Below are 26,723 nucleotides of genomic sequence, written 5' to 3' on the forward strand. Positions count from 1 at the left end.
GATAATCAGTCGACTATCAGTCTTACCTCACAAGCACCCACACGAATTGCTTGATTCAGTTGTTAAAGAACAGTTGGTTAAGCTTTTCGTCTCAACCGAGGCCGCGCATTCTACAGCAGCCTTTCTATCTGTCAAGCTGTTTTTCGATTTTGTTTCCGGAGAAACTTCTTTCTACTCAACCACTTGCGCTTTCGAACATAACTTCTTCTCTCCAGCGGGAGGCGCATTCTACAGCGTTCAAAACCGCTGTCAACACCTCTTTTCTACCGCTCTCGATCCACTTGACCGAACCACCAACAGGATTAAACCAACACCCTGCCGACCGGCGCGCATTCTACACGCCAGATCCAGCTTTGCAAGCCCTTCATTCAACTTAACTTATTGATTAACAAGAAGTTTTTGAAGCGCTTCATCGCTGAAGTGGCGCGCATTCTACCGCCAGCAGAATGCGCGTCAAGCTTTAATTGCAGTTTTATGACCTAAAGCGCTTCAAGGGCTTCACGCAAGCCACTGCGCCGCTCCACACGTCGCTGTACGGCCTGCTCGAAGATGCCGGCACGGCTCTCTATAAGGCTGAACCAATGGCGCGCCCGGGTGATGCCGGTATAGACCAGCTCCTTGGTCAGCACTGGATTGAGACTATCAGGCAGGATCAGCGCGCAATGAGCGAACTCGGAGCCCTGCGACTTGTGCACGGTCATGGCGAACACTGTCTCCACCGCACTCAGGCGACTCGGCAAGATGTGGCGCAAGGTGCCACTACCATCATTACGCGGGAATACCACTCGCAATACCTCCCGTACAGGCGCGCCCGGAGATTCAGGCGGCTCCGGTAGGCGCAGCGCAATACCGATATCGCCATTCATCAATCCCAGGCTGTAGTCATTGCGCGTTACCAGCACTGGCCTCCCCTCATACCAGCCATATGCTTGCTCCAGCAGCTTACGGCGCACCAGCGCTTCGGCGATACGTTCGTTGAGAGCCTCCACACCCCAGGCGCCCTTGCGAACGGCGCACAGCAACTGGAACTGATCGAATGCCGCCAAAACCTTGCCAGCCCATTCGTCCCAGGCTTGCTCACCCGCATCTGACGTGGGGCGCTGCGCCTGCATCACTTGTAGGTAATGGGCATACCCCTGCGGCCGCGACTCACCGGCGCCCTGCCCGTCGATGAGGAGACGTCCCAATCCGCGATCCTGCTCCCCAGACAGGCGCAACACATGCAGGTCATCCGCACCGGCCGCCAAAGTCGCACGAGCCATTTGCGCATCGCCCTGGTTCACCGCACGCGCCAAACGCCCGATACCTGAGCCACTGCCGAAGCGGCGCGAGTGACGCAGCATGACAATGTGTTGGGCCAGCGCCTTGTCACTCATGACCAGTGCGGGGTCGTCCAGCCGCTCGCCCGTCTGGCTTTCCAGCCAGACTCGCGTCGCCTCACTGTAGCCACCGCTCTCCGCCTCCCGGCAGAGATCGCCCAACACCGCGCCAGCCTCTACCGAAGCGAGCTGATCCTTGTCACCCAGCAGAATCAGACGCGCATGCGTCGGCAGTGCGTCCAGCAGACTGGCCATCATTTCCAGGTCGATCATCGATGCCTCGTCGACTACAAGCACGTCCAGCGGCAGGGGGTTAGTAGCATCATGACGAAAATGACGACTGCCGGGACGACTGCCCAGCAAGCGGTGCAGCGTCGTTACCAGCGTCGGAATCTGCTCTCGCACGCGCTCGTCCAACGCCAGCGACTGTACTTGTGCGCCGATGGACTCGGTCAACCGTGCAGCCGCCTTGCCGGTGGGCGCCGCCAGGCTCAGGCGCAGCGGCTCACCAGTGGCCATGGCAGCTTCCTGCAACAATGCCAGCAGGCGCACCACCGTGGTCGTCTTGCCGGTTCCCGGCCCGCCAGTGATCAGCGTGAAACGGCCCTGTGCGGCCATGGCGCAGGCCAGCTTCTGCCAGTCGGTCAGGCGCTGACCGTTCACCATCAGCGCCTCGGGAAAGAGTGAAGCAAGGCGCGCGGCCAGATCGGTCGGTGCTGCAGCGCTCGTCTGCAGACGCTGGGCGATGTTGTAGGCCACCTGGCGCTCGTAGTTCCAGTAACGCCGCATATATAAGCAAGTGCCGCTAAGCACCAACGGCGCACCTTCGGACTCCAGCAGCGCGCTGCCGGCACAGGCCGCCAACCAGGATTCCAGGCTGAGTCCCGCCAGCACCTGGGACGGCAGGATCATCGACTCTTCCGCATCATCCCCCTCCGGTGGCAGGGATAGAGTGAAGTCCGGGTTGGCCAAGGTGGCCGCCAGATCCAAGCAGACATGCCCCTGACCCAACTGGTGACTGGCCAGCGCGGCGCCGAGCAGAAGCAGCGGTGAAGCCTGCGGATCCAGCTCGGCGAACAGCTGCGCCAGCGCCCGATCCAACTCGCGCAACCAGCCACGCTCGCTCCAGGTGGAAAGCAGGGCGAAGAGTTCAGCGCGATCAAGCAGCGCTGGCGCAAGAGTCGTACTCATGCAGCCCCCTCCTCGGCTTCACCCATGAACAGCGCGTCCAGTCGCTCGATCAGCTCGCGCGGCGGCCGCGCCAGGTAGGCACCCTGCTGCGGCGCACGCAGGAACAGATAGAGCGCGCCACCAACATGCTGGTCATAGTCGTAATCCGGCAGGCGCAAGCGCAGTTGCCGATGCAGCGCCAGCACGTAGAGCACGTATTGCAGGTCATAACGGTGGCTGGCGATGGCCGTTTCCATCGCGTCACAGGTATAGGCGCTGTCGTCGCTGCCGAGCCAGTTGGATTTGTAATCCGCCACGTAGTAACGCCCCTGATGTTCGAATACCAGATCGATGAAGCCCTTGAACATACCGTTGAGGGTGTCAGCCCGCAGCGGCTGCCTGGCGATACCCGGCAACTCGCACTGCTGCACCCACTGATCCAGCAGCCTGACATCGACCCCACGCGCTTCGAACCAGAATTCCAGCTCGGACTGATATTGCGTCAGTTGCGCCAGCACCAGGCTATCCGCGCCATCCAGAGGGAGCGGCCGGGTCAGCAGCGCCAATAGCCAGTCCTGCAACGGGTCGATCCAGCCTTCTAGACCTCGACGCTGGCAGCGCCGCGCCAGTGCCTCGCGCAGTTTCGCTGGATTCCGCGCCAGGATTGCGAAGCCTTCCTGAGCCGCCATTTCCAGCAAACCGTGGAGGAAGGTGCCGGGATTGGGCCCGCGCGGGAAGCGATGCAGCCCCTGAGCCGATGCAGGCAACGGCGCCAGGGCCAGCAACGGGCTCTCATCGTCGATGGCGTTCTGCATCGCTGGGCTGTCGGGTGCGGCATCTTCATGGCGGCTGATCTGGCTGGGCGCGTCCTCGTCCAAACGCAGCGCGCTGTAGGAGGCAATCCACCAATGCTCGGCAGCGCGTCGTGCTGGCGTGCGCCAATGCGGCTCGAACCGCTCATCGTCGATCACGCGATAGCGCTGCTCGCTGGCGGGCGGCACTGGCGCCACGGAGCTTTCCAACCCGGAGGCAAAGGGCGCAAGCCAATCAACGAGCGCAGCACTGGCCGCCAGAGGCTCGCCACCACCAAGCAGATAACCGATAGCCGATTCATGCAGACGCGACTTCTTGCCGTTACCGATCTTCAGATCCGACACGCCCAGCCAGCAGGCGTGGCGGGCACGGGTCAGGGCCACGTATAGCAGGCGCAGATCTTCACCCAGACGCTCACGCTCGGCGCGCTCCAGACTGTCCTCATCGGCCTTGAGCACCAAACGTCGGCGTTCGCCGTCGTGGATCTGCAGCGGTTTCTTGTCATCCACCGGACGGAAGGCGCAGATGAACGGCAGGAATACCAGGGGATATTCCAGGCCCTTGGATTTGTGGATGGTCACCACGCGCACCAGCGCCTCGTCGCTCTCCAGGCGCAACACCTGCTCATCCGCCGCCTGGCCTTCGCCAGCCAGCAGTTCGCTCAAATGCCGAATCAGCGCCAGTTCACCGTCCAGCTCGGCGGCGGCCTGCTGCAGCAGTTCGGCCAGGTGTAGCAGATTGGTCAGCACCCGCTCGCCATCGTCACGGCCCATCAGCCGTTGCGGCAGTTCGAAGTCCTGCAGCAGTTGGCGCAGCATCGGCAGTACGCCCTGTCGCTGCCAGCGCTGACGATAGTCGCGGAACTGCATGACGCGGCGCTCCCAGGTGCGCTCGTGGAGGTTGAGCTGCTCCAGCTCAGCCAACGCCAGCCCCAGCGTCGCGCTGGCCAGCGCTGCACGCAGCGAGCGATCCTGATCCGGCTCGGCGCAGGCACGCAGCCACAGCAGCAGATCGCGTGCTTCCTGGGCGGCGAACACCGAATCCTTGTCGGAGAGGTAAACACTGCGCACGCCGCGTGCAGCCAGCTCGCCACGAATGGCTTGGGCCTCGTTGAAGTCTCGCACCAGCACCGCGATGTCACTGGGCCGCAGGGCACTGAGCGCCCCCTCCTTGCTAAAACCAGCCTGTCCGCGCTGGCCCAAATCCAGCAGACGCACGATCTCACTGGCCGCTCCGGCTGCCATGGCATCCAGATAGGCGCCTTTGGCAACCGGCTCGTCGCTCGCCAATTGCCACACGGTCAGCGCTGGCTGCGCCTGGCCGTTGACACTCCAGACTTCACCTCGCCCCTGCGCGCCCACCTCGATAAACGGCAGATCATCGCGCAGCAGGAACGCCCCCTCGCCGCTCTCACGCTCTTCAGCCCGGAGGAAAACGCCATTGACGGCATCGACCATTGCCTGACTGGAGCGGAAGTTCTTTTCCAGGTTGTAGTGCCGACCGAATGTGGCTCGGCGCGCGCGCAGGTAGGTGTGAATGTCGGCACCACGGAAAGAATAGATGGCCTGTTTGGGGTCGCCGATCATGAACAGACCGCAGTCATCGCGATTGGCTTCGACCTCGTAGAGCGTGTCGAAGATGCGGTACTGCAGCGGGTCGGTGTCCTGGAATTCATCGATCATCGCCACCGGGAACTGGCGGCGAATCACCTCGGCCAGGCGCGGACCATTGCTGCCTTGCAGGGCAGCGTCCAGGCGCACCAGCATGTCGTCGAAGCCCATCTCCGCGCGCTGGCGTTTCTCCCAGTCGAAACGCTGGCGAACCCAGGCCGCCGCGTGGCGCAAAGCCGCGTCCGCTGGATCAGGCAGCGCATCGAGCTGAGACTTGAGTAAAGCCATGGCAGCCAATGCCGGATGATCTGGCGGCTCGCCTTTCCAGGCTTCGGCCAAGCCGTCAGGGGTCAGACGCTCGAAGCCCTTGCCGAGATCCAGGTTCGCTGCATCACCCAACGCCCACTCTTTGAGTTTGACGAACCAACGCTTGTAGTCCGGCTGCTTGAGCTTACTGCCGTTGAACGCTTTAGCGTCGCGCGCGCCATCGAGCAAGAGTTCCAGCTCTTCAGCCCAGATCGGCCAAGGCTGTTTCAGCACCTGCAGTTGCCGATCACGCTCCCCCAGAACGAGATCAAGCAACTCACCCAAAACCTGCACTGAAGCCTCACTCTCTTCACTGAGTAAAGGTCGTAGCTTCGTCCCCAGCCCGGCGGGTGTGCCCCAGACACCTGCCACCCATTGCAGCGCCGCGCCCTGCAACGGATAACAGTGCTGCCGCCAGTAATCGCGAACCACTTCGGCCAGCAGTTCGCTGTGATCGGTCTCCAGGGTCTGACTGAACAGGCTGCCGCTGTCGAAAGCGTGCTCACGCAGCATGCGCTGACACCAGCCGTGGATGGTGGACACGGCGGCCTCGTCCATCCACTGCGCTGCCAACTCCAGACGGCGGGCGCACTCGTCCCACTGCGTCTGGGCGAAATCACCGCGCAGTTCACGCAGCAGATCATCGCCCTGGGCATCGCCCCGGAATACGGTCGCGGCCTCGACCAGGCGCGCGCGAATCCGGTCGCGCAATTCGCGCGTGGCCGCATCGGTAAAGGTCACCACCAGAATCTGCGGCGGCAACAGAGGTTCGCCGAACGCGGCCTCACCGCCGTGGCCGAGGATCAGCCGCAGGTAAAGTGCGGAAATGGTGAAGGTCTTGCCCGTACCGGCACTGGCCTCGATCAAACGGCTGCCGTGCAGGGGAAACGTCAGGGCCAATGGGCGCTGCTGGTTCATGCTGCATCCTCCTCGAGCGCCTGGGGATGGCTGTCGAGCAGCGGCTGATAGAGCCGCTCGCTCCAAAGCTGGAACTGACCATCGGAGGTAAGCGCGGCGTAATTCGGGAACTGCCTAGCCAGACTGGCGCTGCCCTGGACTTCACCGGTGAGGTTGTAGCCCCCCTCGTAGACGCTGCTGGCCTTGTCCTCGTTGTTGTCCTGCAACCAGGCCAACGAGGTTTTCAGCGCGACCGGCAACGGCGACTGCATACCCAGATTCCAGGCCTCCAGCCAAGCGGTCAGTACATGGGCTGCGTGCTCCGCAGGCAGGGGGTCGAACACGAGACTACGATCCTCACCGACCAGCAAGGTGGTCAGCGGCACACCACAGGCCGCGGCGATGACGTGCAGTACATAGGGCCGCAGCAGACGATGCCATTTCCAGCTCTTGTCCTTGTGCAATGCGCCCGGCAGCAGCTCCAGGCGCGCCAGGCTACCGTCGGCCTTCTGCCGCAACCCGGCGAGCCAGCCATCGAGATCAACACCGGCTGCACTGAAGAGCAGACGCTGTGGCGACTCGACCGGCGTCGGCCAGCACAGGCAGAGCCCCTGATAACGCCGCAACTGCGCCGGCAGAGGCTCCAGCAGGGCATTGCGATATTGCTCGCCGAAACCGGCCAGCGGCAGGACACCACTACGTTGCAGACGGTCGGCTGCCGCCCTTAGCGCATCGTCGCTATCCACATCGCCTGCGACGGCGGCCTTTAGCAAGGTTTCCTGCAACTGATAGCGCTGCAGACCGTCAAGGGCAAATGGCTCACTGTCGAGTTGCGCCTGCTCGTCTTCATCGAGAAACACCTTCAGGCGGCGGGTGAAGAAACACTTCACCGGATCACGCAGGAACGACTGCAATAGCTCAGGCGTAAGCTGCCTCCCCTCCTCCCAGGCTGGTAAGGGTGCAACAAAGTTTTCTCCCGCCAACGCATGGCCATGCAGGGCGGCCCACTCGCGGGCATAACTGAACAACTGCGCCTCACCATCGAAGTAGCGACGACTGAAGGGCTGCAGTGGGTGCTCGGTGGTCAGACCATGCAGCAGGTCGCCGCCACCAGCCAGTGTCCAGGCACTGGCAAGATGGTCGCGCAACTGACCGACCAACACGGACGGCGGCCGCTCGCTGTTGTCGCGAATGCTGCGCCCTACCCAGCTGATATAAAGGCGATCACGCGCCGCCAGCAACGCTTCCAGCAGCAAATAGCGGTCATCCTCGCGGCGTGAGCGATCACCGGGACGGTAATCGCCAGCCATCAGGTCGAAATCCAGCGGGGCCTGGCTGCGCGGATAGTCGCCATCGTTCATGCCCAGCAGGCAGACCTGGCGAAACGGGATCGCGCGCATCGGCATCAGGGTGCAGAAATTTACTGCACCGGCGAGAAAACGCTGACTCAACCGGCCCTGATCGAGCCCGCCGAGCCACGCTTCGCGCACCACTGGCAGGGTCAGCGCTTCGTCCAGCGTGGCGGCCTCGCACAGCTCCAGCCAGGCGTCCAGTGCATCGAGCAGTTGAGTCGTGAGCACTTCTTCACGGTCGTTCTGCGCAAGGAAGAAGCCATCAAGCAGACTGCGCAAGCGTTCGCCCCACTGCACTGGCGTGGTCGGCTCACGCATTAGCTGCAGATGCTGGTCGAGAGTTTCCAGCAGGCGCGTCACCGGGCCGATCAGCGCAGCATCAAGCCCGCCGATCTCGTCATAGGGCTCAATACCGGCAAAGGCGTCGGCCTTGCCCACTGCGTAGCCCAGCAGCATGCGCCGCAGGCCGAAACGCCAGGTGTTCTGCTCCAGGTTCTCGCCGAGGCCGAGCGACTGCCGCTGAGTCGCGTTCAACCCCCAGCGCACACCGGCCCCCCCCAGCCAGCGACGCAGGGTGGGCATCTGATCTTCGGCGATGGCGAAACGTTGGCGCAGCGCAGCGACATCCAGCAGGTCGAGAATCTCGCTGACGCTGAAGCGGCTGTCCGGCAGGCGCAGCAAATGCTCCAGCGCGATGATCATTGGCTCCTTCCCGCGCAGGCCCTGGTCGGCCAGGGTGAAGGGAATGAAACGCGGGTCGTCGCTGGCGAACTGGCCGAACACGGCCTGGATATGCGGTGCATAGGCGTTGACGTCTGGCACCATGACGATCACGTCGCGCGGTCGTAGCGTGGCGTCCTCGCTGAAACTGGCGAGCAACTGATCGTGGAGGATCTCAACCTCGCGTTGAGCGCTGTGGGCGATATGAAAGCGCAGCGAATGATCACGCGCGGGCTCGACCGGCGGCCAGGCGCTGCGCGTTTCCGTCAGCGGACGTAGGTCGAGGATGTCGTTCTGTAGCTGGCCAAGCAGGTTGCTCTCGTTGGCCGGACTGAACAGGTCGATGCGCTCGAACTGCTCGCGGTAACGCTGCGGCTCGTCGTACTGATCCAGCAGGTTGATGTAGTCGCGGCCCTGCTTGCCCCAGGCAGCCAACAGCGGCTGGCCGTGCTGGTGCATGTCCTCCTGTTCGAACAGACCGATCTGCGCGCCCGGCTTGCCCTTGCGCTGCTGGCGACGGTACTCGTGACGCAGCAGATCCTTGTCTTCGACGATATCGCCCCAGTGGTGCTGACAGGGGTTGTGCACGTAGAGCATGACTTGACTGAAACGCGCCATGGCCGCCAGCGCTTCCAGCACCTGAGCCGGTAATGAGGAAATACCGAAAACGGTGATGCGCCGCGGCAGCCCGGGCGGCGCTGCATCCAGCTCGCCCATGCGCGCGACGAAGCGCGGATGCACGCCGGCGCGGCTCTCGGCCAGATGCTGCTCGCCGACATCCGCCAGCAAGGCGCGCCACAGCGCCGGCTGCCAACGCGAGTCACCCTCCAACAGCCGCTCGCCACCGCGTGAGGTACGCAGGCGATCATGCCCGGCGGCCCAGTCCGCCAGCCAGTCAGCGCGATAGACCTGGTATTGGTCGAACAGATCGGCCAGACGCTCTGCCAGTTGGTGACGCTTGCGCAGATCCTGATCATCGGCGAGGAAGCGGCGCAAAGGGGCGAACGCTTCCTCCGCCAGCAAACCCGGCAACAGCCGCATCAGGCGCCAGGTCAGCGGCGCCTTGTCCAGCGGCGACTGCTGCGGAATCGCATCCTTACCCAATACGTTGCGGTACGCCTGCCAGAGAAAGCGCGCCGGCAGATCGACATCCAGCGCCGCAGCAATGCCGCAGCCGTCACGCTCGGCCAGCGCCAGCTTGAGCCACTGGGCGATGCCATTGCTCTGCACCAGCAGCACCTCGTTCTCCAGAGGCCGCAATGGATAGCGCCGCATCCACTGTACCGCCAGAGTGCGCAACTCTTCGAGGTGGTTACCGTGAATGACGATAAGGCCGGGGGACAGCTCCGGGCTGGCGGGCATCGACTGACTCCTGTCGAAAATCGAAGCGCAAGTTTGCCAGCATTTGACGACAAGGTGCGTCATCAACGGCTATACCGAGAACGACATGAAGCTTATGAACTTTGCTCGTGAACGAAAAGGCCAGTCAAACGACCGGCCTTAGTGATGAGAACAACTGGAGACGTCAATCGACCATGAGCTTGTCGCGATTCTTGTCCAGAGTCGCCTCCCCGATACCTTTGACCTCAAGTAACTCGTCAACCGAAGCGAAGTTTCCGTGAGCCTCGCGATAGGCCACGATCGCCTGCGCCTTGGTCGCCCCGATACCCGCCAACTCGCGCTGGAGAGTCTCGGCATCAGCGGTATTCAGATTGACGGTGACCGCCTGAGAAACCTGCGCAGAAGCCGTAGCGGCTGGTTCGGTCTTCGAAGTTTCTACCGCCGAGGCAGCAAGGGAGAGGGAGGTGAGAACGGCGAACAACACAGAGGAGAGGTAGATTTTCATCATCTTCACGTTCCTTGTAAGTGAGTAAGACGAGCACGTTAGGCTCGTTCTTCAACCTAGACGCTATTTCCTCAGTGTCAAACTGCCGCTCCGCGGCGAACACGAATATCCAGAAAACCAAGCCGCCCCTTGCCCAGACGCTGGCGTACTGACCTGATCAGGGACTTACTCGCCGCAGGCCGAACGACAAGCCCGTCCAAGACAATTTGGAGAGAGCCTGGGGCTCGCTGGCGCACGCCATCAATCGGTTAATCGACAGGCGGCGAACGCTTATGCCAACACGGGTTTTTGCTGAAGCCATTGTTCGAAAGCATGGCTTTGCGGCGTGCCATCCTTTACTGCGTAATAGACCAGTCGAAGATGGCGATCCTCGTCGATGGTCAGCGTGGTGTGCTCCAACACTACACGCCCAACCCCTTCGATCTGCAGGTGGCGGATACCCTGGCAAGGGCCATTGATGTCCTGGCGCCGCCACCATGTCCTGAAGTCCGGCGAGGCCTTTTCCAGCTCTTTTACCAAAGCGGCGATATCGGGTGCCTGGGTAGCGCGCACGAAGTCGCGGCGAAAACTGGAAAGGATCTGCAGCGCCTGCTCATCCCAGGGGGCGAATAGCTCGCGCATGGCCGGACTGGTAAACAGCATCCACAACAGATTGCGGCGGTCCGCCGGCCAAGCGGAGAAGCCAAACACCCGATCCGCAGCACCGTTCCAAGCCAGAACATCCCAACGTAGATTGAGCACATAGGCTGGTCTTAACGGCAGGTCGCCCATCAGCCGATGAATCGGTGCTGGCACCGTACACCAAGTCTTCCCAGGCTCAGGTGGCAGGCGTTGATGGGCGAGCAGAAACAGGTGACGTCGCTCGGTAGCATCCAGCTTGAGCGTACGCGAAAGGTTGTCGAGGAAAGCAGCGGAAACGCTGATGTCTCGCCCTTGCTCCAACCATGTGTACCAGGACAAACCCACACCCGCCAACGCCGCAACCTCCTCACGGCGTAGCCCCGGCGTGCGCCTCCTCCCGCCCGATGGTAACCCCACCTCCTCTGGTGAGAGACGCTCACGGCGACTGCGTAGGAATTCAGCTAGTTCTACCCGAGTGCGCTCGGCTGAACGAGGTGCGCTCATCCCGTTACCTCCAGTACTAGGATAATTAATCAAATTGTAACCCCTATAAACGCCAGCAAGAATAGCCCGACCTGACCGCAATTACCCGTGCCAGGGCTCTCGCCTGCAGAGAAACCATACAGAGACTTAGCTGTCGCCAAGGAGACAAAAAGATGTACCCACTTCTTCAGAAACACCCAACGGTCGTCGACGCGGAGGAACGGATGCGCTTCTGGAACGATCACGCCGCCAACACCCCCTGGACAATGAAATTCATCGACGCACCAGAGACAAAAGCATTCTGCGGAGGGCACGCGAACCGCTGCCGGAATCCATTTGCGAGCACCTCAAGAGCCCATATCTCATCTTGGCTCCCTGCCGAACAGAACTTGGTGATGCCCTGGCCACCATCCAGGCGTGAACGTAACGGGCTGGTCACGCTGTGACTCGATAACGGCTGTCCCCAGCCCCCCGGCCAAACCAATCCGTAGCGCCTACCTATTTGCGACCGCAAGGGCATGGTGCTGGCGGTCGGCGGCAACACCTGGCTGAGCGATTAGAACGTCAAGGCCTTATCCCTCCGCTGTACCACCTACGCGTTCCAGCAACGCAAGCGAGTCCGAGCATGCACACTCTCAATCAACCACCCATCTATCTCATAGCGCTGGGGGCTTTCGCCCTTGGCATGACCTCTTACGTCACCGCTGGGTTGATCCCTATGATCGAGGCCTCGTTCGCGGTCTCCGTCGCAGTGGCCGCACAACTGGTAACAGCCTTCACTCTGGCTTACGGCCTGGGCTCGCCGGTCTTCGTGGCACTGACTCCGGCGCATCATCAGCGAGCAGGCTTGCTGCTGGCCCTGGGCCTGTTCGTCATCGCCAACGCTGCCAGCGCGCTGGCCGAGAGTTTCACCGCACTGACGGCCTGGCGCGCCATCGCCGGTATCGGTGCTGGTGTCTACCTGGCCATGGGCATCGGAGCCTCGGCCGCTGTGTCCACCCCGGAACACCGTGGCAAGGCCATCGCTATCATCATGGGTGGCATGGCCAGCGGCGTGGTGCTCGGCGTGCCACTCAGTCTGCTGATCGCCGAACAGCTGGGCTGGCAGGCAGCCCTATGGCTGGTCACCCTACTTGGCCTGGTGGCCTTCTTCGGCCTGCTGCTGAAGCTCCCTTCCCTCCCGGCAGCCACCGCCACCACGCTGGGCCAGAAGCTGGCAATCCTCGGCGACCGCCATGTACTGGTGATCCTGTTGGTGTCGCTGCTCGCTGCCATCGCCAGCCTGGGCATGTATACCTTCATTGCTCCACTTCTGGGTGACCCTAACTATGGCGCTGTGCGTTCGGTCACCCCCTACCTGTGGATCTGGGGCATCGGTGGTGTGCTGGGCAGCTTCCTGATCGGCCCGCTGGTGGATCGCATCAGGGGCCCGGTGCTGACCTTCGCCATCATGCTGATCCTCGCCGTGTCGCTGTTCGTGCTGCCGTTGGCGGCAACCCTGAACACCTGGCTGGTCATGCTGCCTATCGCCCTGTGGGGCGCGGTTGGCTGGGCGCTGCAGGTGCCACAAAACAACCAACTGATCCTGGCGCGCCAAACCCAGGGCGACGGCAACCTGGCCATCGCGCTAAACGAATCGGCACTCTACCTGGGCAGCGCAATCGGCGCCGCAGCCGGCGGCTTCGTGCTGCTGTTGCAGATGCCCACCTGGACTCTGGCCGCCAGTGCCGGAGGTGTCGCAATGCTGGGCGCGCTACTGCAGCTCATTAACCTGCGTCGTCAAGCGGGCTGTAACAACGGCCTACAAGCCGGACACTCCGACTAAGTAGAGAAGGCTTTCGAGAATAGAGCAGCCTCCCGCGGAGGTCCTCTGAGATATGATCTCCTGCGCCTATGAGATGAAACCCGAATGTGTCCCATGCCCAAAACGAAAAAGGCCAGTTCATTTCTGAACTGGCCTAGATCGTGGAGTTATTTGGTCGGGACGGAGTGATTCGAACACTCGACCCCTTGCACCCCATGCAAGTGCGCTACCGGGCTGCGCTACGCCCCGACAATGCTTCCGGATGACCGAAAGCGGGAGGAACTATACAATAAGCTTTTGAAATAAGGCAACTTTTTCTTCTTACTTCTTCAGCACGTGCAACACATCCTCGAGCTCGGCAATCATCTGTTTGATCAGTTGACGATACTGGGTGGTGTCGTCCTTGGCTTCGTCACCAGAAAGACGCTGACGTGCGCCGCCGATGGTGAAGCCCTGATCGTACAGAAGCGCACGAATCTGCCGAATCATCAGCACATCCTGACGCTGGTAGTAGCGACGGTTACCCCGCCGCTTTACCGGGTTCAACTGTGGGAATTCCTGTTCCCAGTAACGTAGAACGTGGGGCTTGACCGCGCAGAGCTCGCTAACCTCACCAATGGTGAAGTAACGCTTGCCGGGAATTGCCGGTAGTTCGTCGTTATGACTTGGTTCCAGCATAGGCCTCGACCCTGGCTTTCAATTTTTGCCCTGGACGAAAAGTGACCACACGGCGAGCCGTGATTGGAATCTCTTCCCCTGTTTTCGGGTTACGGCCGGGTCGCTGGCGCTTGTCGCGCAAGTCGAAGTTGCCGAACCCGGAAAGCTTGACCTGTTCGTTCAGCTCAAGAGCCTGGCGGATTTCTTCAAAAAACAGCTCCACCAGTTCCTTGGCTTCCCTTTTGTTCAGGCCGAGCTCTTCATACAGACGTTCCGCCATTTCAGCTTTCGTCAGAGCCCCCATACGCTACTTCCTTAACGTGGCGTTGAACCTTTGTTCGAGGCAGGTGAGGATGTTTTGCGTAGTAGTACTCACCTCATCGTCATTAAGAGTGCGCGATGGATGTTGCCAGGTCAAGCCGACGGCAAGGCTTTTTCTATGCGGATCAATACCTTTACCGTGATAGACGTCAAATAGCTTGAGGTCTGTCAGCCATTCGCCTGCATTTTCTCGGATTGCCGACAACACGGCATCCGCTGGCTGCTCGCGATCGACCAGCAGCGCCAGATCACGACGCACTTCGGGGAAGCGCGACAATTCGCTGAACGCCGGCATACGACCGGCAGCGACTTCGGCCAGCACCAGTTCGAAGAGGAAAACCGGCTGATCCAGCCCCAAGGTCTTGGCAAGCTCCGGGTGCAAGGCACCGATGAAGCCGACCAGGCGCCCTCCCCGCTCGATACGGGCGGTCTGCCCTGGGTGCAAAGCAGGATGCTCGCCTGGCACGAAGCTGAAGGCGTCGGCCGCACCGGCATAACCCAGCAGCGCCTCGACATCAGCCTTCAGGTCATAGAAGTCGACATTCTCGCGGCTATTGGCCCAGCCCTCGGGAAGACGACTGCCACTGATCACGCCAGCGATCATCGCCTCCTGCTGCAGACCTTCCAGCTGACCAACAAAACGCAGGCCGCTCTCGAACAGACGCACGCGCGACTGCTGGCGATTGAGGTTGTGCTGCAGCGCCTTGACCAGGCCCGGCCATAGCGAGGAACGCATGGCGGCCATATCGGCGGAAATCGGATTGGCCAGTTGCAGCGGCTCAACGCCCGGCGTGAAGAGTTCGAACAGCTTGGGGTCGATGAAGCTATAGGTGATCGCTTCCTGATAGCCGCGAGCGACCAGCAGGCGGCGCAACGCGGGCAGCTCGGCGCGCGCTTCAGCCTTCACCTGCGGCGCCAGACGCGCCTGAGGGTAACGCACCGGCAGACGGTTGTAGCCGTACAAACGGCCCAGCTCTTCGATCAGATCCACTTCCAGGCTAATGTCGAAACGGTGACTGGGCACGCTGACCTGCCACTGACCAGCGCCCTGAGCGCTAACACTCAAACCCAGCGCAGTGAGCAAGCGTTCGACTTCGGCGCCGTCCATATCCATGCCCAACATCTGGCTGATACGCTCGGCACGCAGAGTGATCGGCGCCGCGCTCGGCAGGTCGGCCTCGCTGCTGACCTCGATGATCGGTCCAGCTTCGCCGCCAACAATCTCCAACAGCAATGCAGTGGCACGCTCCATGGCGTTGCGCGCCAGCTGCGAATCGACGCCACGCTCGAAACGGTGCGACGAGTCGGTGTGCAGGCCATAGGAGCGCGCCTTACCAGCCACGGCAATGTTGTCGAAGAAGGCGCTTTCCAGGAACAGATCGCGGGTCTTGTCGCTGACGCCGCTGTGCTCGCCGCCCATCACGCCGGCAATCGCCAGGGCGCGACTGTGATCGGCGATCACCAGGGTGTCGGCGCGCAGGCTGACTTCCTGGCCGTCGAGCAGCACCAGCTTTTCGCCCTCTTCGGCCATGCGCACACGAATGCCACCGTTGATCTCGGCAAGATCGAAGGCATGCATCGGCTGGCCCAGTTCGAGCATCACGTAGTTGGTAATATCTACCGCCGCGTCGATGCTGCGAATGTCGGAACGACGCAGGCGCTCGACCATCCACAGCGGCGTCGGCCTGGACAGGTCGACGTTGCGGATGACGCGGCCCAGGTAGCGCGGGCAGGCCTTGGGCGCCAGCACTTCCACCGGGCGCACTTCGTCATGAGCAGGTGCAACGGCGTCAATAACGACCGGCGAAACTGCAGCGCTGTACATGGCGCCGACTTCACGGGCCAGACCGGCGAGCGACAGGCAGTCACCACGATTAGGGGTCAGGCCGATTTCGATGCTGACATCATCCAGATTCAGGTAGGCACGGATGTCCTGCCCGACCGGCGCGTCGGCCGCTAGCTCCATCAGGCCACTGTTGTCGTCGCTGATCTGCAGCTCGGAAGCTGAACACAGCATGCCCTGGGATTCCACGCCGCGCAGCTTGGCCTTTTTGATCTTGAAGTCGCCCGGCAGTTCGGCGCCGATCATGGCAAACGGAATCTTGATACCGGCGCGCGCATTGGGTGCGCCGCAAACGACCTGGAAGGTCTCGGCACCATTGCTCACCTGGCACACGCGCAACTTGTCGGCGTCCGGATGCTGTTCAGCGCTGAGAATCTCACCGACCACCACGCCACTGAAGGCGCCGGCAACCGGTTGCACGGCATCGACCTCAAGGCCGACCATGGACAGGCGCGCGACCAGATCCTCGCGGGATACGTCGGGGTTCACCCAACTGCGCAGCCACTGTTCACTGAATTTCATGTTGTCTGTTCTCCTTAAACGAATTCGATCACGAGGGACGGTTGCTAGCGAAATTGCGCCAGGAACCGCAGGTCGTTATCGAAGAACAGGCGCAAGTCATTGACGCCATAACGCAGCATGGCCAGGCGCTCGACGCCCATACCGAAGGCGAAGCCGGAGTATTTTTCCGGGTCGATGCCACTCATACGCAGCACATTCGGATGCACCATGCCGCAGCCCATCACTTCCAGCCAGCCGGTCTGCTTGCACACGCGGCAGCCCTTGCCAGAGCACATCACGCATTGCATGTCGACTTCGGCCGACGGCTCGGTGAAGGGGAAGAAAGAGGGACGGAAACGCACGCCCAAGGGCTTCTCGAAGAACACCCGGAGGAATTCCTCGATGGTGCCCTTGAGGTCAGCGAAGCTGATGTCCTCGTCGACCAGCAAGCCTTCGACCTGATGGAACATCGGCGAGTGAGTGATATCGGAGTCGCAGCGGTAAACGCGGCCGGGGCAAACGATGCGGATCGGCGGCTGCTGCGATTCCATGGTGCGCACCTGTACCGGCGAGGTGTGGGTGCGCAGCAGCATGTTCGCATTGAAATAGAAGGTGTCATGCATCGCCCGCGCCGGGTGGTGGCCGGGGATGTTGAGCGCTTCGAAGTTGTGGTAATCGTCTTCGACTTCCGGACCTTCGGCAACGCTGAAACCGATATGAGTGAAGAACTGCTCGACACGCTCGAGCGTGCGGGTAACCGGATGCAGACCACCAGAGGTCTGGCCGCGCCCCGGCAGGGTCACATCGATACGCTCGGACGCCAGCTTCTCGGCGAGCAGGGCCTGCTCAAGCACGGATTTGCGGGCATTCAGGGCATCTTGCACCTGATTCTTGGCTGCGTTGATCAGCGCACCGGCTTGCGGACGCTCCTCAGCCGACAGCTTGCCCAGAGTCTGCATCAGGGCCGTCAGCTCGCCCTTCTTGCCGAGGTACTGAACCCGGAGCTGTTCCAGGGCATTGATATCTTCGCTTTGTTGCACGGCCTCGAGCGCTTGGGAGACCAATGCATCCAGATTTTCCATTTACAGACTCCAGATACGAAATAGGGGAAGAGCTGTTAAGGCTCTTCCCCTATCTTTGACGTTGCCACCGGGCAAACCCGGTGATTGTCGGGGGACTTAAGCCAGAACGGCCTTAGCTTTCTCGACAATCGCAGCAAACGCCGCTTTTTCGTTCACTGCCAGATCAGCCAGAACCTTACGGTCGATTTCGATCGACGCTTTCTTCAGGCCGGCGATCAGACGGCTGTAGGACAGACCGTTGATGCGAGCACCAGCGTTGATACGAGCGATCCACAGTGCACGGAACTGACGCTTGCGCTGACGACGGTCACGGTAGGCGTATTGGCCTGCCTTGATCACCGCCTGCTTGGCGACGCGGAACACGCGCGAACGCGCGCCGTAGTAGCCCTTGGCGAGCTTCAGGATTTTTTTGTGACGAGCACGAGCGATAACGCCACGCTTAACACGAGCCATGAGTAATTACCTCTAAGTATCTTGACCGATTAACGAACGCGCAGCATGCGCTCGACTTTAGCTTTGTCCGACGGGCCGATCAGCGAGCTGCCACGCAGCTGGCGCTTACGCTTGGTGGACATTTTGGTCAGGATGTGGCTCTTGAAAGCGTGCTTGTGCTTGAAGCCTGTAGCAGTCTTCAGGAAGCGCTTTGCAGCACCGCTCTTGGTTTTCATTTTTGGCATGTTTAGTACTCCGCATTCATTAACAACTGATAACCATCAGGCCTGCCAGTGCCCGGGAGGTTATTTACGCTTCTTGGGAGCGATGACCATCATCAGCTGGCGTCCTTCCAGCTTAGGATGCTGTTCTACGGTGCCGAGCTCGATCAGGTCTTGTTCGACCCGTTTGAGCAGCTCCATACCCAGCTCCTGGTGAGCCATCTCACGACCGCGGAATCGAAGCGATACCTTGGCCTTGTCCCCATCTTCAAGGAAACGTACCAGGTTGCGTAGTTTTACCTGGTAATCCCCTTCTTCCGTCCCTGGACGAAACTTGATCTCTTTGATCTGCTGCTGGTGCTGATTCTTCTTGGCAATAGCAGCCTGCTTTTTCTTCTCGAACAGGTGCTTGCCGTAGTCCATGATGCGGCAAACTGGCGGTACTGCATCAGCCGAGATCTCTACCAGATCCAGCTTGGCTTCTTCAGCCACGCGCAATGCTTCATCGATCGAAACAATACCAATCTGCTCGCCATCTGCGCCAATCAGGCGCACTTCGCGTGCGGTAATGTTCTCGTTGATCGGCGCCTTAGGGGCGGCCCGCTTGTCCTGTCTCATTTCACGCTTAATAGTTCTTACTCCAAATCTTGGCGACCACGCCGGGAAACCGCTTGCTGCAACTGCGCGGCGAACTGCTCGATAGGCATTGACCCCAGGTCGACGCCTTCGCGGGTGCGCACAGCAACGGATCGTGTCTCGACTTCCCGATCTCCAATAACCAAGAGATAGGGAACCTTGAGCAAGGTATGCTCGCGGATTTTAAAGCCGATCTTTTCGTTTCTCAAGTCAACCTTGGCACGAAAACCGCTTTGATTGAGAGTTTTCTCCGCTTCACGGGCAAAATCGGCCTGTTTATCAGTGATATTCATGATCACTGCCTGGGTCGGCGCGAGCCAAGCCGGGAAGGAACCGGCATAGTGCTCGATCAGCATACCAATGAAGCGCTCGAACGAACCAAGGATCGCACGATGCAGCATGACCGGGCGCTTGCGGTTGTTATCTTCGGCGATGTAGCTGGCGTCCAGACGCTCCGGCAGGTTCGGATCGTACTGCAGCGTGCCGCACTGCCAGTTACGACCCAGGCAGTCACGCAGGGTGAACTCGATCTTCGGCCCGTAGAAGGCGCCCTCGCCCGGCTGATATTCCCAGGCCAGACCGGATTCGTTCAGCGCCTCGGCCAGCGCACCCTCGGCGCGATCCCACAACTCATCGGAACCCACACGCTTGGCAGGACGAGTCGAGAGCTTCATGGCGATATCGGTGAAGCCGAAGTCCGAGTAGACCTGCAGGGTCAGCTTGATGAAATCGGCTGCTTCCTTCTTCACCTGATCTTCGGTGCAGAAGATGTGCGCATCATCCTGGACGAAGCCGCGCACGCGCATGATGCCGTGCAGCGCACCGGACGGCTCGTTACGGTGGCAAGCACCAAACTCGGCGAGGCGCAGCGGCAGGTCGCGGTAGGACTTCAGGCCCTGATTGAAGATCTGTACGTGGCACGGGCAGTTCATCGGCTTAACCGCGTAGTCGCGGTTTTCCGAAGCCGTGGTGAACATATTTTCGGCGTAGTTGGACCAGTGGCCGGAACGCTCCCACAGGATGCGATCGACCACCTGAGGCGTACGCACCTCCACATAGCCGTGCTCACGCTGCACCTGGCGCATGTACTGCTCCAGCACCTGGTAGACAGTCCAGCCATTGGGATGCCAGAACACCATGCCCGGCGCTTCTTCCTGCAGATGGAACAGGTCGAGCTGCTTGCCGATGCGACGGTGATCGCGTTTCTCGGCCTCTTCGATGCGCTGGATATAGGCAGCCAGCTGCTTCTTGTCAGCCCAGGCAGTGCCATAAACGCGCTGCAATTGCTCGTTCTTCGAGTCGCCGCGCCAGTAGGCACCGGAAATACGGGTGAGCTTGAAGGCCTTGAGGAAGCGGGTATTCGGCACGTGCGGGCCACGGCACATGTCGACGTATTCCTCATGGAAGTAAAGGCCCATGGCCTGCTCATCCGGCATGTCGTCGATCAGGCGCAGTTTGTATTCCTCGCCACGCGACTTGAACAGCTCGATGACCTCGGCGCGCGGCGTCATCCTCTTGATGACGTCGTAGTCCTTGTCGATCAACTCGGCCATACGCTTTTCGATGGCCGCCATGTCTTCCGGGGTAAAGGGACGATCAATGGCGATATCGTAATAGAAACCTTCATCGATGACCGGACCGATCACCATCTTGGCATTCGGGTACAGCTGCTTGACTGCATGCCCAACAAGGTGAGCACAGGAGTGGCGGATGATTTCCAGCCCCTCTTCGTCTTTCGGCGTGATGATCTGCAGGGTGGCGTCGGTATCGATCACGTCGCAGGCATCGACCTGCTTGCCGTTTACCTTGCCAGCCAGGGTGGCCTTGGCCAGACCTGCACCAATGGATTGAGCGACCTCCAGCACGGATACCGGATGATCGAACGAACGCTGACTGCCGTCGGGAAGAGTAATGATGGGCATGGCGCCTCCTCTCCTAGTGGTGACCCCTACCAAAGGTCACGTGGGTTGGGATGAGCCAGGAAGCGATTCGGCGGTGTACCCACCTAACGATGGCAGGAGCCCAAAGGCCAACCAGACCGAACCAAGTCACTGGAAGTAAAGAGTGCGGATGCTTTCAGAAAGCCTGGGCTCTGACAAGCTGCCGCTTGAAACAAACTCGTAAAAGCCTGCCCGAAGAATTCGAGCAATAAAAAAGGGGTCGCTTAGCGACCCCTTTTTATCGATTTGGTAGGCACAATTGGACTCGAACCAACGACCCCCACCATGTCAAGGTGGTGCTCTAACCAACTGAGCTATGTGCCTTCGATGGGTGCGCATTCTACGCAGATCTTTTTGGCCGTCAACAGGTTTTTTCGCTAACTCACTGAAATAGGCCAATTTTTTATTCGAAGCAGGAACGTTGAATATTTTGCACGGACACTAGCCGGGCATTTTCAACTCAGGTAGCATCGATTCATTCGTAAAAAATAAAGAACAGAGGTTCAAGATGGCGCACACGGCCTATCCACAATCCTATTACGCCGCCTCAGCCAACCCCGTCCCGCAACGCCCTGCCCTGCAAGGCGAGGTGGAAACCGATGTGTGCATCATCGGTGCGGGCTACACCGGCCTGTCCACTGCACTGTTCCTGCTGGAGAACGGCTTCAAGGTCAGCATCGTCGAGGCCGCCAAGGTCGGCTTCGGCGCCTCGGGTCGCAACGGTGGGCAGATCGTCAACAGCTACAGCCGCGACATCGACGTGATCGAGCGCAGCGTCGGCCCCAAGCAGGCGCAACTGCTCGGGCAGATGGCGTTCGAGGGAGGCCGCATCATCCGTGAACGCATCGCCAAGTACGACATCCAGTGCGACCTGAAGGACGGCGGCGTGTTCGCCGCGCTGACCAGCAAGCAGATGGGCCACCTGGAATCGCAGAAGAAGCTGTGGGAGCGCTACGGCCACACCCAGTTGGAACTGATGGACGCCAAACGGATCCGTGAGGTGGTGGCCACAGAGAACTACGTCGGCGGCATGCTGGACATGAGCGGCGGCCATATCCATCCGCTGAACCTGGCTCTGGGTGAAGCTGCTGCAGTGGAATCGCTGGGCGGGGTGATCTATGAACAGTCCCCGGCCACGCGCATCGAGCGCGGCGCCAACCCGGTGGTGCACACCCCGCAAGGTCATATCAAAGCCAAGTTCGTGGTCGTCGCGGGTAACGCTTACCTGGGCAACCTGGTACCGGAGCTTGCATCCAAGTCGATGCCTTGCGGCACCCAGGTGATCACCACCGAGCCGCTGTCCGACGAAGTCGCTGCCAGCCTGTTGCCGCAGGACTACTGCGTCGAGGACTGCAACTACCTGCTCGACTACTACCGCCTCACTGGCGACAAGCGCCTGATCTACGGCGGCGGCGTGGTCTACGGCGCGCGCGACCCGGCCAATATCGAAGCGATCATCCGGCCGAAAATGCTCAAGACCTTCCCCCAACTGAAGAACGTGAAGATCGATTTCGCCTGGACAGGCAACTTCCTGCTGACCCTGTCGCGCCTACCGCAGGTCGGCCGTATCGGCGACAACATCTACTACTCCCAGGGTTGCAGCGGTCACGGCGTGACCTACACCCATCTGGCCGGCAAGGTACTGGCCGAAGCGCTGCGTGGTCAGGCCGAACGCTTCGATGCCTTCGCCGATCTGCCGCACTACCCCTTCCCGGGCGGTCGCCTGTTCCAGGTGCCGTTCAGCGCCATCGGCGCCTGGTACTACACGCTGCGTGACAGGCTGGGTGTCTAAGCGACGCTCGAAAAAACGGCGCCCTGGGGCGCCGTTTTCATTTGCTTCATGGACAGACCGGCAAGGCCTGACACTGCCCACCTGAACCACGGGCTTTCGGCGGTGTAGCGAAGCGTGCATCCTCCGGCGCCAGGCGCTTGGCACAGGCCTGAGCCTGCTGCGCCTCACGTGCACAGCCCTGCTCGCCCATTAGCTGAGACAGGTTGAACCAGCCCGCGGCGAAACCTGGCTCACGCTTCAGGCTTTCACGCAGGGCCTGCTCGGCGCCTTTGCGGTCATCATCGGCATAACGGCTATTGCTCAGGGCGAACCAGGGCAACGCCTGTTCCGGCCAGGCCTCGGTAGCGCGGCGATAGGCACGCCGAGCCGGCTGAGCATTGCCGGTTTGCTCCAGATCGTTGGCAGCCTTCATCCAGACATGCATGTCCGCCTGCGCCGGCAGACGCTCCGGCGGCAGGGTCAACACCGCCCAACGACCGCCCCGCGCCCAGGTTCTGTCGAAACTGGCGAAGCTGTCTTCCAGCCGGCGCTTGGTCGCCGAACGCAGGATCAGCGTGCGCTCGCGACGGTCATAACCCACAACCACCGCGAAATGCCACTGCGGATAAAAGTCGAACGCCAGGTTCTGCAGCACCAGCACCGGGTTGCCGGCGGCCACCTCGGCGAGCACCGCCTCCAGACGGGGCTGCAACGGGTACACCAGCATTTCGTGATTGCGAGCCGCAGCGACCATCTCGACCTGCAGGCTGCCTTCGCGGCTGGGGATGAAGACCTTGTCCTTGAGCGCACCGGGCGTGGTCAGCACGCCACGCTGATTGAGCATGGTGGCCAGGGCAGCCGGCCCACACTGGTAAGCGTCCTGGGGAAAGAACGGAACGTCGGTGAGCTCTACACGCTCAGGCAGGCGTTCGGCCTCCGGTGATAACACCGGAGACCGAGCGCAGGCTGTGAGTAGAACGATCGAAGCGATACAGCAGAGGCGAATCAGCGATTGATGCATTTGACGAAACTGAAGATGTTGGTGGCGCACAGCATATCAGTGATGATGAAGATCACCAGAAACAACACGATGATGCCGACCACACCCGCACCGGCAGGTGCCTGATCCAACTGCTGGTTGAACTGCGCCAGTTCGGCCGGGGTCAGGCTGGCGATACGCGACTCGACCTGATCACGGTCGACGCCCATCGACACCAGTTTCTCCTTCACCTGCTCGTCATCGAGCATGGCCATCAACTGTTCCTGATCGACCTTGTGCTGCTGCTCGGCGATCACCTCATGGGTGCCGATCATCGCGGCGTTGGCAGCGGGAATCTGCACCACCAGCAATAGGTGAAACAGCGCGGTAATAGCTGCCAGACGGCGCATAACGGGGTTCATGGAAATTGTCATTGTGGTTATCTCCTGAGGGACGAGGTAGCCAATAGACACCATCGAAATCACTCAGGTTCACTTGGCTCGATGCACTCGTTCAGTTTTCAGTCAGCAGTTGGCTGAGCACCGCACGCAACTTGCCCGGCTTGACCGGTTTGTTCAGCATAGGCGCACCCAGCGCCTGCAATTCGCGCCGACAGTCATCACTGCGATCAGCGCTGATGATCAGCGCGGGAATCGACCTGGAAAACTCATCACGTAGCTGCTGAATCACCTGGCAACCGAGCACACCGTGATCGAGGTGATAATCCGCCAGGATCACTTCTGGCGCCCTGCCCTGCAGACGCTCCAGGGCCTCGCTCAGATTGACCGCTGTGACCACCTCGCACCCCCACTGCCCGAGCAGCGCCTGCATGCTGTGCAGGATGTCGACTTCGTTATCGATCACCAGCAGGCGTCGGCCCGGCAAGGGATTACCCAGCAGCGGCAGCGCCACGGATTGCACCTGGCGCCGCGGAGTCTCCTGCGCCAGCGGCACGCGGATGCTGAAGACCGAACCACGCCCCGGTTGCGAGCGCACCTGCACCGGGTAGCCCAGCATGCGCGCGATGCGCTCGACGATGGCCAGACCCAGACCGACGCCCTTGCGCTCGGCCGCACGCCCGACCTCGAGCTGGCTGAACTCGAGAAAGATCTTGTCCAGCTGATCGGACGCGATGCCGCGCCCGCTATCCCACACCTGCAACTCGACGAAAGCGCCACGCCGACGTGCGCCAAGCAGCACACCGCCGCGTTCGGTATAACGGCAGGCATTGCTGAGGAAGTTGCGCAAAATGCGCGTCAGCAAGCGGAAATCGGTGTGCACCGCATAACTGGCGATTCGCGCGCGCAGACGCAAACCGCTAGCCGAGGCCACGCTTTCGAACTCGGATGCCAGCGGAGCGAGCAACTCTTCTAGGCGATAGACATCGAGATCCGGCTTGATCGCCGCCTGATCCAGCTTGGAAATATCCAGCAGATCCGCCAGCAGATCCTCGGCGCCTTCCAGGGCCAGGTGGCTGCGCTCCACCAGGTTCTGTTCGGCAGGTGGCAGCTCACGCTCGCGTAGTGTGGAAATCAAAAGGCGCGCCGCATTGAGCGGCTGCAGCAGATCATGGCTGGCCGCGGCCAGATACTTGTCCTTGCTGCGGTTGGCCGCCTCGGCTGCGTCGCGCGCCTCGCGCAGGGCCAGCTCGATACGCTCGCGCTCCTCGATCTGCCGCTGCAGGTTGCGGTTGGATTCGAGCAGCTCGAAGGTACGCGCAGCGACGCGGCGCTCCAGCTCGTCATTGAGTTGTTGCAGGCGCTGCTGCGCCTGCTTGCGCTCGGTAATGTCGGCGACGAAGCCTTCGAAGACGCCCTCGCCTTCGGGTTTGAGCAGCAGGTTCATCAGCACGTCGATGGTGCTGCCATCGCGCCTGCGCAGGCGCGTCTCGTAGCCGAGCAGAGCCTGGCCCTGGCTCAGCCCCTCGCGAATCACTTCCAGCTCGTCGAAGCCGCCCACGAACAGGTGCCGGGCCAGATCGCTCGGCGACCACAGCACCTGCTGCGGGTCGTCATAACCGAGCATGCGCGCCATCGCCGGATTGGCCGCCAGTACGCCGTCCTGCAGGCTGGCCTGGATGATGCCGTGCACCGCGTGCTCGAACAGCCACTTGTAGCGGTTGCGCTCGATTTCCAACTCTTCCAAACGCGCCAGCAGCTCGGGATAGTGGCTCTTGCGCGCGGACTGGCTGCCGAGGCCGAGCAGCCCGGCCAGCGCTTCGTCAGAGCGCCTCGCCATACACCACCTCGACGTCACGCTGAGTCGATTCACGCGGATTGGTGAGAATGCACGGGTCGTCCATTGCATGGCTGGACAGGAACGGAATGTCCGAGGTGCTGACGCCGTGCAGGCCAAGCGTCTCGCGGAAGCCCATGGCGTGCTTGAAGGCGATCAGGTGCTCGACCAGACGCTGGCGAATCTGCGCGTGGTTGAGCCCACGGCAGTCGATGCCAAGGGTTTCGGCGATGACCTTGAAACGCTCCGGCGCTGCGCTGTAGTTGAACGCCACCACATGCTCGACCAGCACGGCATTGCACAGGCCGTGTGGCAGGTCGAGGAAACCACCGAGGCTGTGGCTCATGGCATGCACTGCGCCGAGAATCGCGTTGGAGAACGCCAGCCCGGCCTGCATGCTGCCGAGCATGATTTTCTCGCGCAGGGCGATATCGCCCGGGTTGGCGATCATCTGCACCAGGTTACCGTTGATCAGGCGCATGGCTTCCAGCGCGTGCGGGTCGGTCAGCGGGCCGTGACCAGTGGAAACGAACGCCTCGATGGCGTGCACCATGGCGTCGATGCCGGTACAGGCGCTGAGGAACGGGTCCATGCTCAGGGTGGTTTCCGGATCGATCAGCGACACGTCCGGCACCACAGCCTTGCTGACGATGGAGAACTTCATCCGCTCCTGCTGGTTGGAGATGATTACGAACTGCGACACGTCGGCCGAGGTGCCGGCGGTGGTCGGGATCAGGATCAGCGGCGGGCTGGGTACGCGAATGGTGTCCACGCCTTCGAATTCGAGAATGCTGCGACCGTGGGCGACGACGATACCGATGCCCTTGGCGCAGTCCATCGGACTGCCGCCACCGACCGCGACGATGACGTTGCAACCCTCGCTGCGATACAGCTCGGCGCCCTCCATCACCTCTTCCACGCGTGGGTTGGGCGATACCTTGGTGTACAGGCAGTAGGCGATGCCCTGGGCCTGCAGGCTGGCCTCGACATCGCCAGCCCAGCCAGCGGCAACCACACCGGGATCGGAGACGATCAATACCTTGCGCGCACCGAAGGTCTTGGCGTAGTTGCCGACGTTATGCCGGGAGCCGGCGCCAAAGATGATCTCGGGGGAAACGAACTTTCGCAGCTGATTCAATTCGTGGCTCATACAACGGCCTGAAA

Annotated in this window: 19 protein-coding genes and 2 tRNA genes; 2 read left to right on the forward strand and 19 right to left on the reverse strand. The window is 61.2% G+C overall.

Annotation, left to right across the window (positions count from 1 at the left end; all coding sequences use genetic code 11):
• Window positions 1-479: 479 nt before the first annotated feature.
• From recD to EL191_RS13550, 5 genes are all read right to left on the reverse strand, one after another.
• Complete coding sequence (recD, locus tag EL191_RS13530; protein ID WP_041981024.1) at window positions 480-2,510, reverse strand: exodeoxyribonuclease V subunit alpha; 2,031 nt, start codon at window positions 2,508-2,510, stop codon at window positions 480-482.
• A complete protein-coding gene (gene recB / locus EL191_RS13535) occupies window positions 2,507-6,136 on the reverse strand; it encodes an exodeoxyribonuclease V subunit beta (RefSeq protein ID WP_041981023.1) in 3,630 nt (1,209 codons plus the stop codon). Before recB ends, recD begins: the two co-directional genes overlap by 4 nt.
• A complete protein-coding gene (recC, locus tag EL191_RS13540) occupies window positions 6,133-9,549 on the reverse strand; it encodes an exodeoxyribonuclease V subunit gamma (protein WP_041981022.1) in 3,417 nt (1,138 codons plus the stop codon). Before recC ends, recB begins: the two co-directional genes overlap by 4 nt.
• 163 nt (window positions 9,550-9,712) lie before the next feature.
• Complete coding sequence (locus EL191_RS13545) at window positions 9,713-10,036, reverse strand: ComEA family DNA-binding protein (protein ID WP_013715876.1); 324 nt, start codon at window positions 10,034-10,036, stop codon at window positions 9,713-9,715.
• Between the two features lie 267 nt (window positions 10,037-10,303).
• Complete coding sequence (locus tag EL191_RS13550; protein ID WP_041981021.1) at window positions 10,304-11,158, reverse strand: helix-turn-helix transcriptional regulator; 855 nt, start codon at window positions 11,156-11,158, stop codon at window positions 10,304-10,306.
• A gap of 604 nt (window positions 11,159-11,762) precedes the next feature.
• Between EL191_RS13550 and EL191_RS13555 the strand changes: the two genes are divergently transcribed.
• Entirely contained in the window at window positions 11,763-12,962 is a 1,200-nt protein-coding gene (locus EL191_RS13555) for an MFS transporter (RefSeq protein WP_080764317.1), read from the forward strand.
• A 151-nt stretch (window positions 12,963-13,113) separates the two neighbouring features.
• Here the strand turns inward: EL191_RS13555 and EL191_RS13560 are convergent.
• The 10 genes from EL191_RS13560 to EL191_RS13605 form a co-directional block, all read right to left on the reverse strand.
• Window positions 13,114-13,190, reverse strand: a tRNA-Pro gene (locus EL191_RS13560).
• Window positions 13,191-13,262: 72 nt separating this feature from the next.
• A complete protein-coding gene (locus tag EL191_RS13565) occupies window positions 13,263-13,619 on the reverse strand; it encodes a MerR family transcriptional regulator (protein WP_013716019.1) in 357 nt (118 codons plus the stop codon).
• Window positions 13,600-13,902: an integration host factor subunit alpha gene (ihfA, locus tag EL191_RS13570; RefSeq protein WP_003243414.1), complete on the reverse strand. Its 303-nt coding sequence runs from the start codon at window positions 13,900-13,902 to the stop codon at window positions 13,600-13,602. The genes EL191_RS13565 and ihfA overlap by 20 nt, the downstream gene beginning before the upstream one ends.
• Before the next feature lie 3 nt (window positions 13,903-13,905).
• A complete protein-coding gene (gene pheT / locus EL191_RS13575) occupies window positions 13,906-16,284 on the reverse strand; it encodes a phenylalanine--tRNA ligase subunit beta (RefSeq protein ID WP_041981020.1) in 2,379 nt (792 codons plus the stop codon).
• Between the two features lie 44 nt (window positions 16,285-16,328).
• A complete protein-coding gene (pheS, locus tag EL191_RS13580; protein ID WP_017363281.1) occupies window positions 16,329-17,345 on the reverse strand; it encodes a phenylalanine--tRNA ligase subunit alpha in 1,017 nt (338 codons plus the stop codon).
• Between the two features lie 96 nt (window positions 17,346-17,441).
• Entirely contained in the window at window positions 17,442-17,798 is a 357-nt protein-coding gene (gene rplT, locus EL191_RS13585) for a 50S ribosomal protein L20 (protein WP_013716023.1), read from the reverse strand.
• Between the two features lie 29 nt (window positions 17,799-17,827).
• Window positions 17,828-18,022, reverse strand: a complete 195-nt coding sequence (gene rpmI / locus EL191_RS13590) for a 50S ribosomal protein L35 (RefSeq protein WP_003461222.1) — start codon at window positions 18,020-18,022, stop codon at window positions 17,828-17,830.
• A 60-nt stretch (window positions 18,023-18,082) separates the two neighbouring features.
• Window positions 18,083-18,616: a translation initiation factor IF-3 gene (gene infC, locus EL191_RS13595; RefSeq protein WP_013716024.1), complete on the reverse strand. Its 534-nt coding sequence runs from the start codon at window positions 18,614-18,616 to the stop codon at window positions 18,083-18,085.
• 17 nt (window positions 18,617-18,633) lie between these two features.
• A complete protein-coding gene (thrS, locus tag EL191_RS13600; RefSeq protein WP_017363280.1) occupies window positions 18,634-20,556 on the reverse strand; it encodes a threonine--tRNA ligase in 1,923 nt (640 codons plus the stop codon).
• A gap of 265 nt (window positions 20,557-20,821) precedes the next feature.
• Window positions 20,822-20,898: transfer RNA gene (locus EL191_RS13605), tRNA-Val, on the reverse strand.
• Between the two features lie 184 nt (window positions 20,899-21,082).
• On the opposite strand from EL191_RS13605, the gene EL191_RS13610 reads away from it, so the two are divergent.
• On the forward strand, window positions 21,083-22,366 hold the full coding sequence (locus tag EL191_RS13610; RefSeq protein WP_041981019.1) for an NAD(P)/FAD-dependent oxidoreductase: 1,284 nt from the start codon (window positions 21,083-21,085) through the stop codon (window positions 22,364-22,366).
• 46 nt (window positions 22,367-22,412) lie between these two features.
• On the opposite strand, the gene EL191_RS13615 is transcribed toward EL191_RS13610, so the two are convergent.
• The 4 genes from EL191_RS13615 to ercA form a co-directional block, all read right to left on the reverse strand.
• A complete protein-coding gene (locus EL191_RS13615) occupies window positions 22,413-23,294 on the reverse strand; it encodes a PA2778 family cysteine peptidase (RefSeq protein ID WP_041981018.1) in 882 nt (293 codons plus the stop codon).
• A gap of 56 nt (window positions 23,295-23,350) precedes the next feature.
• Window positions 23,351-23,758 carry a PA2779 family protein gene (locus EL191_RS13620; protein ID WP_013716028.1) on the reverse strand — a complete coding sequence of 136 codons (408 nt, stop codon included), beginning with the start codon at window positions 23,756-23,758 and terminating at the stop codon, window positions 23,351-23,353.
• Window positions 23,759-23,837: 79 nt separating this feature from the next.
• A complete protein-coding gene (locus EL191_RS13625) occupies window positions 23,838-25,562 on the reverse strand; it encodes a hybrid sensor histidine kinase/response regulator (RefSeq protein ID WP_041981017.1) in 1,725 nt (574 codons plus the stop codon).
• Complete coding sequence (ercA, locus tag EL191_RS13630; RefSeq protein ID WP_013716030.1) at window positions 25,546-26,709, reverse strand: alcohol dehydrogenase-like regulatory protein ErcA; 1,164 nt, start codon at window positions 26,707-26,709, stop codon at window positions 25,546-25,548. The genes EL191_RS13625 and ercA overlap by 17 nt, the downstream gene beginning before the upstream one ends.
• Window positions 26,710-26,723 lie beyond the last annotated feature (14 nt).

The sequence above is a fragment of the Pseudomonas mendocina genome, assembly GCF_900636545.1.
In the GTDB taxonomy this organism is placed as follows: Bacteria; Pseudomonadota; Gammaproteobacteria; order Pseudomonadales; family Pseudomonadaceae; genus Aquipseudomonas; species Aquipseudomonas mendocina.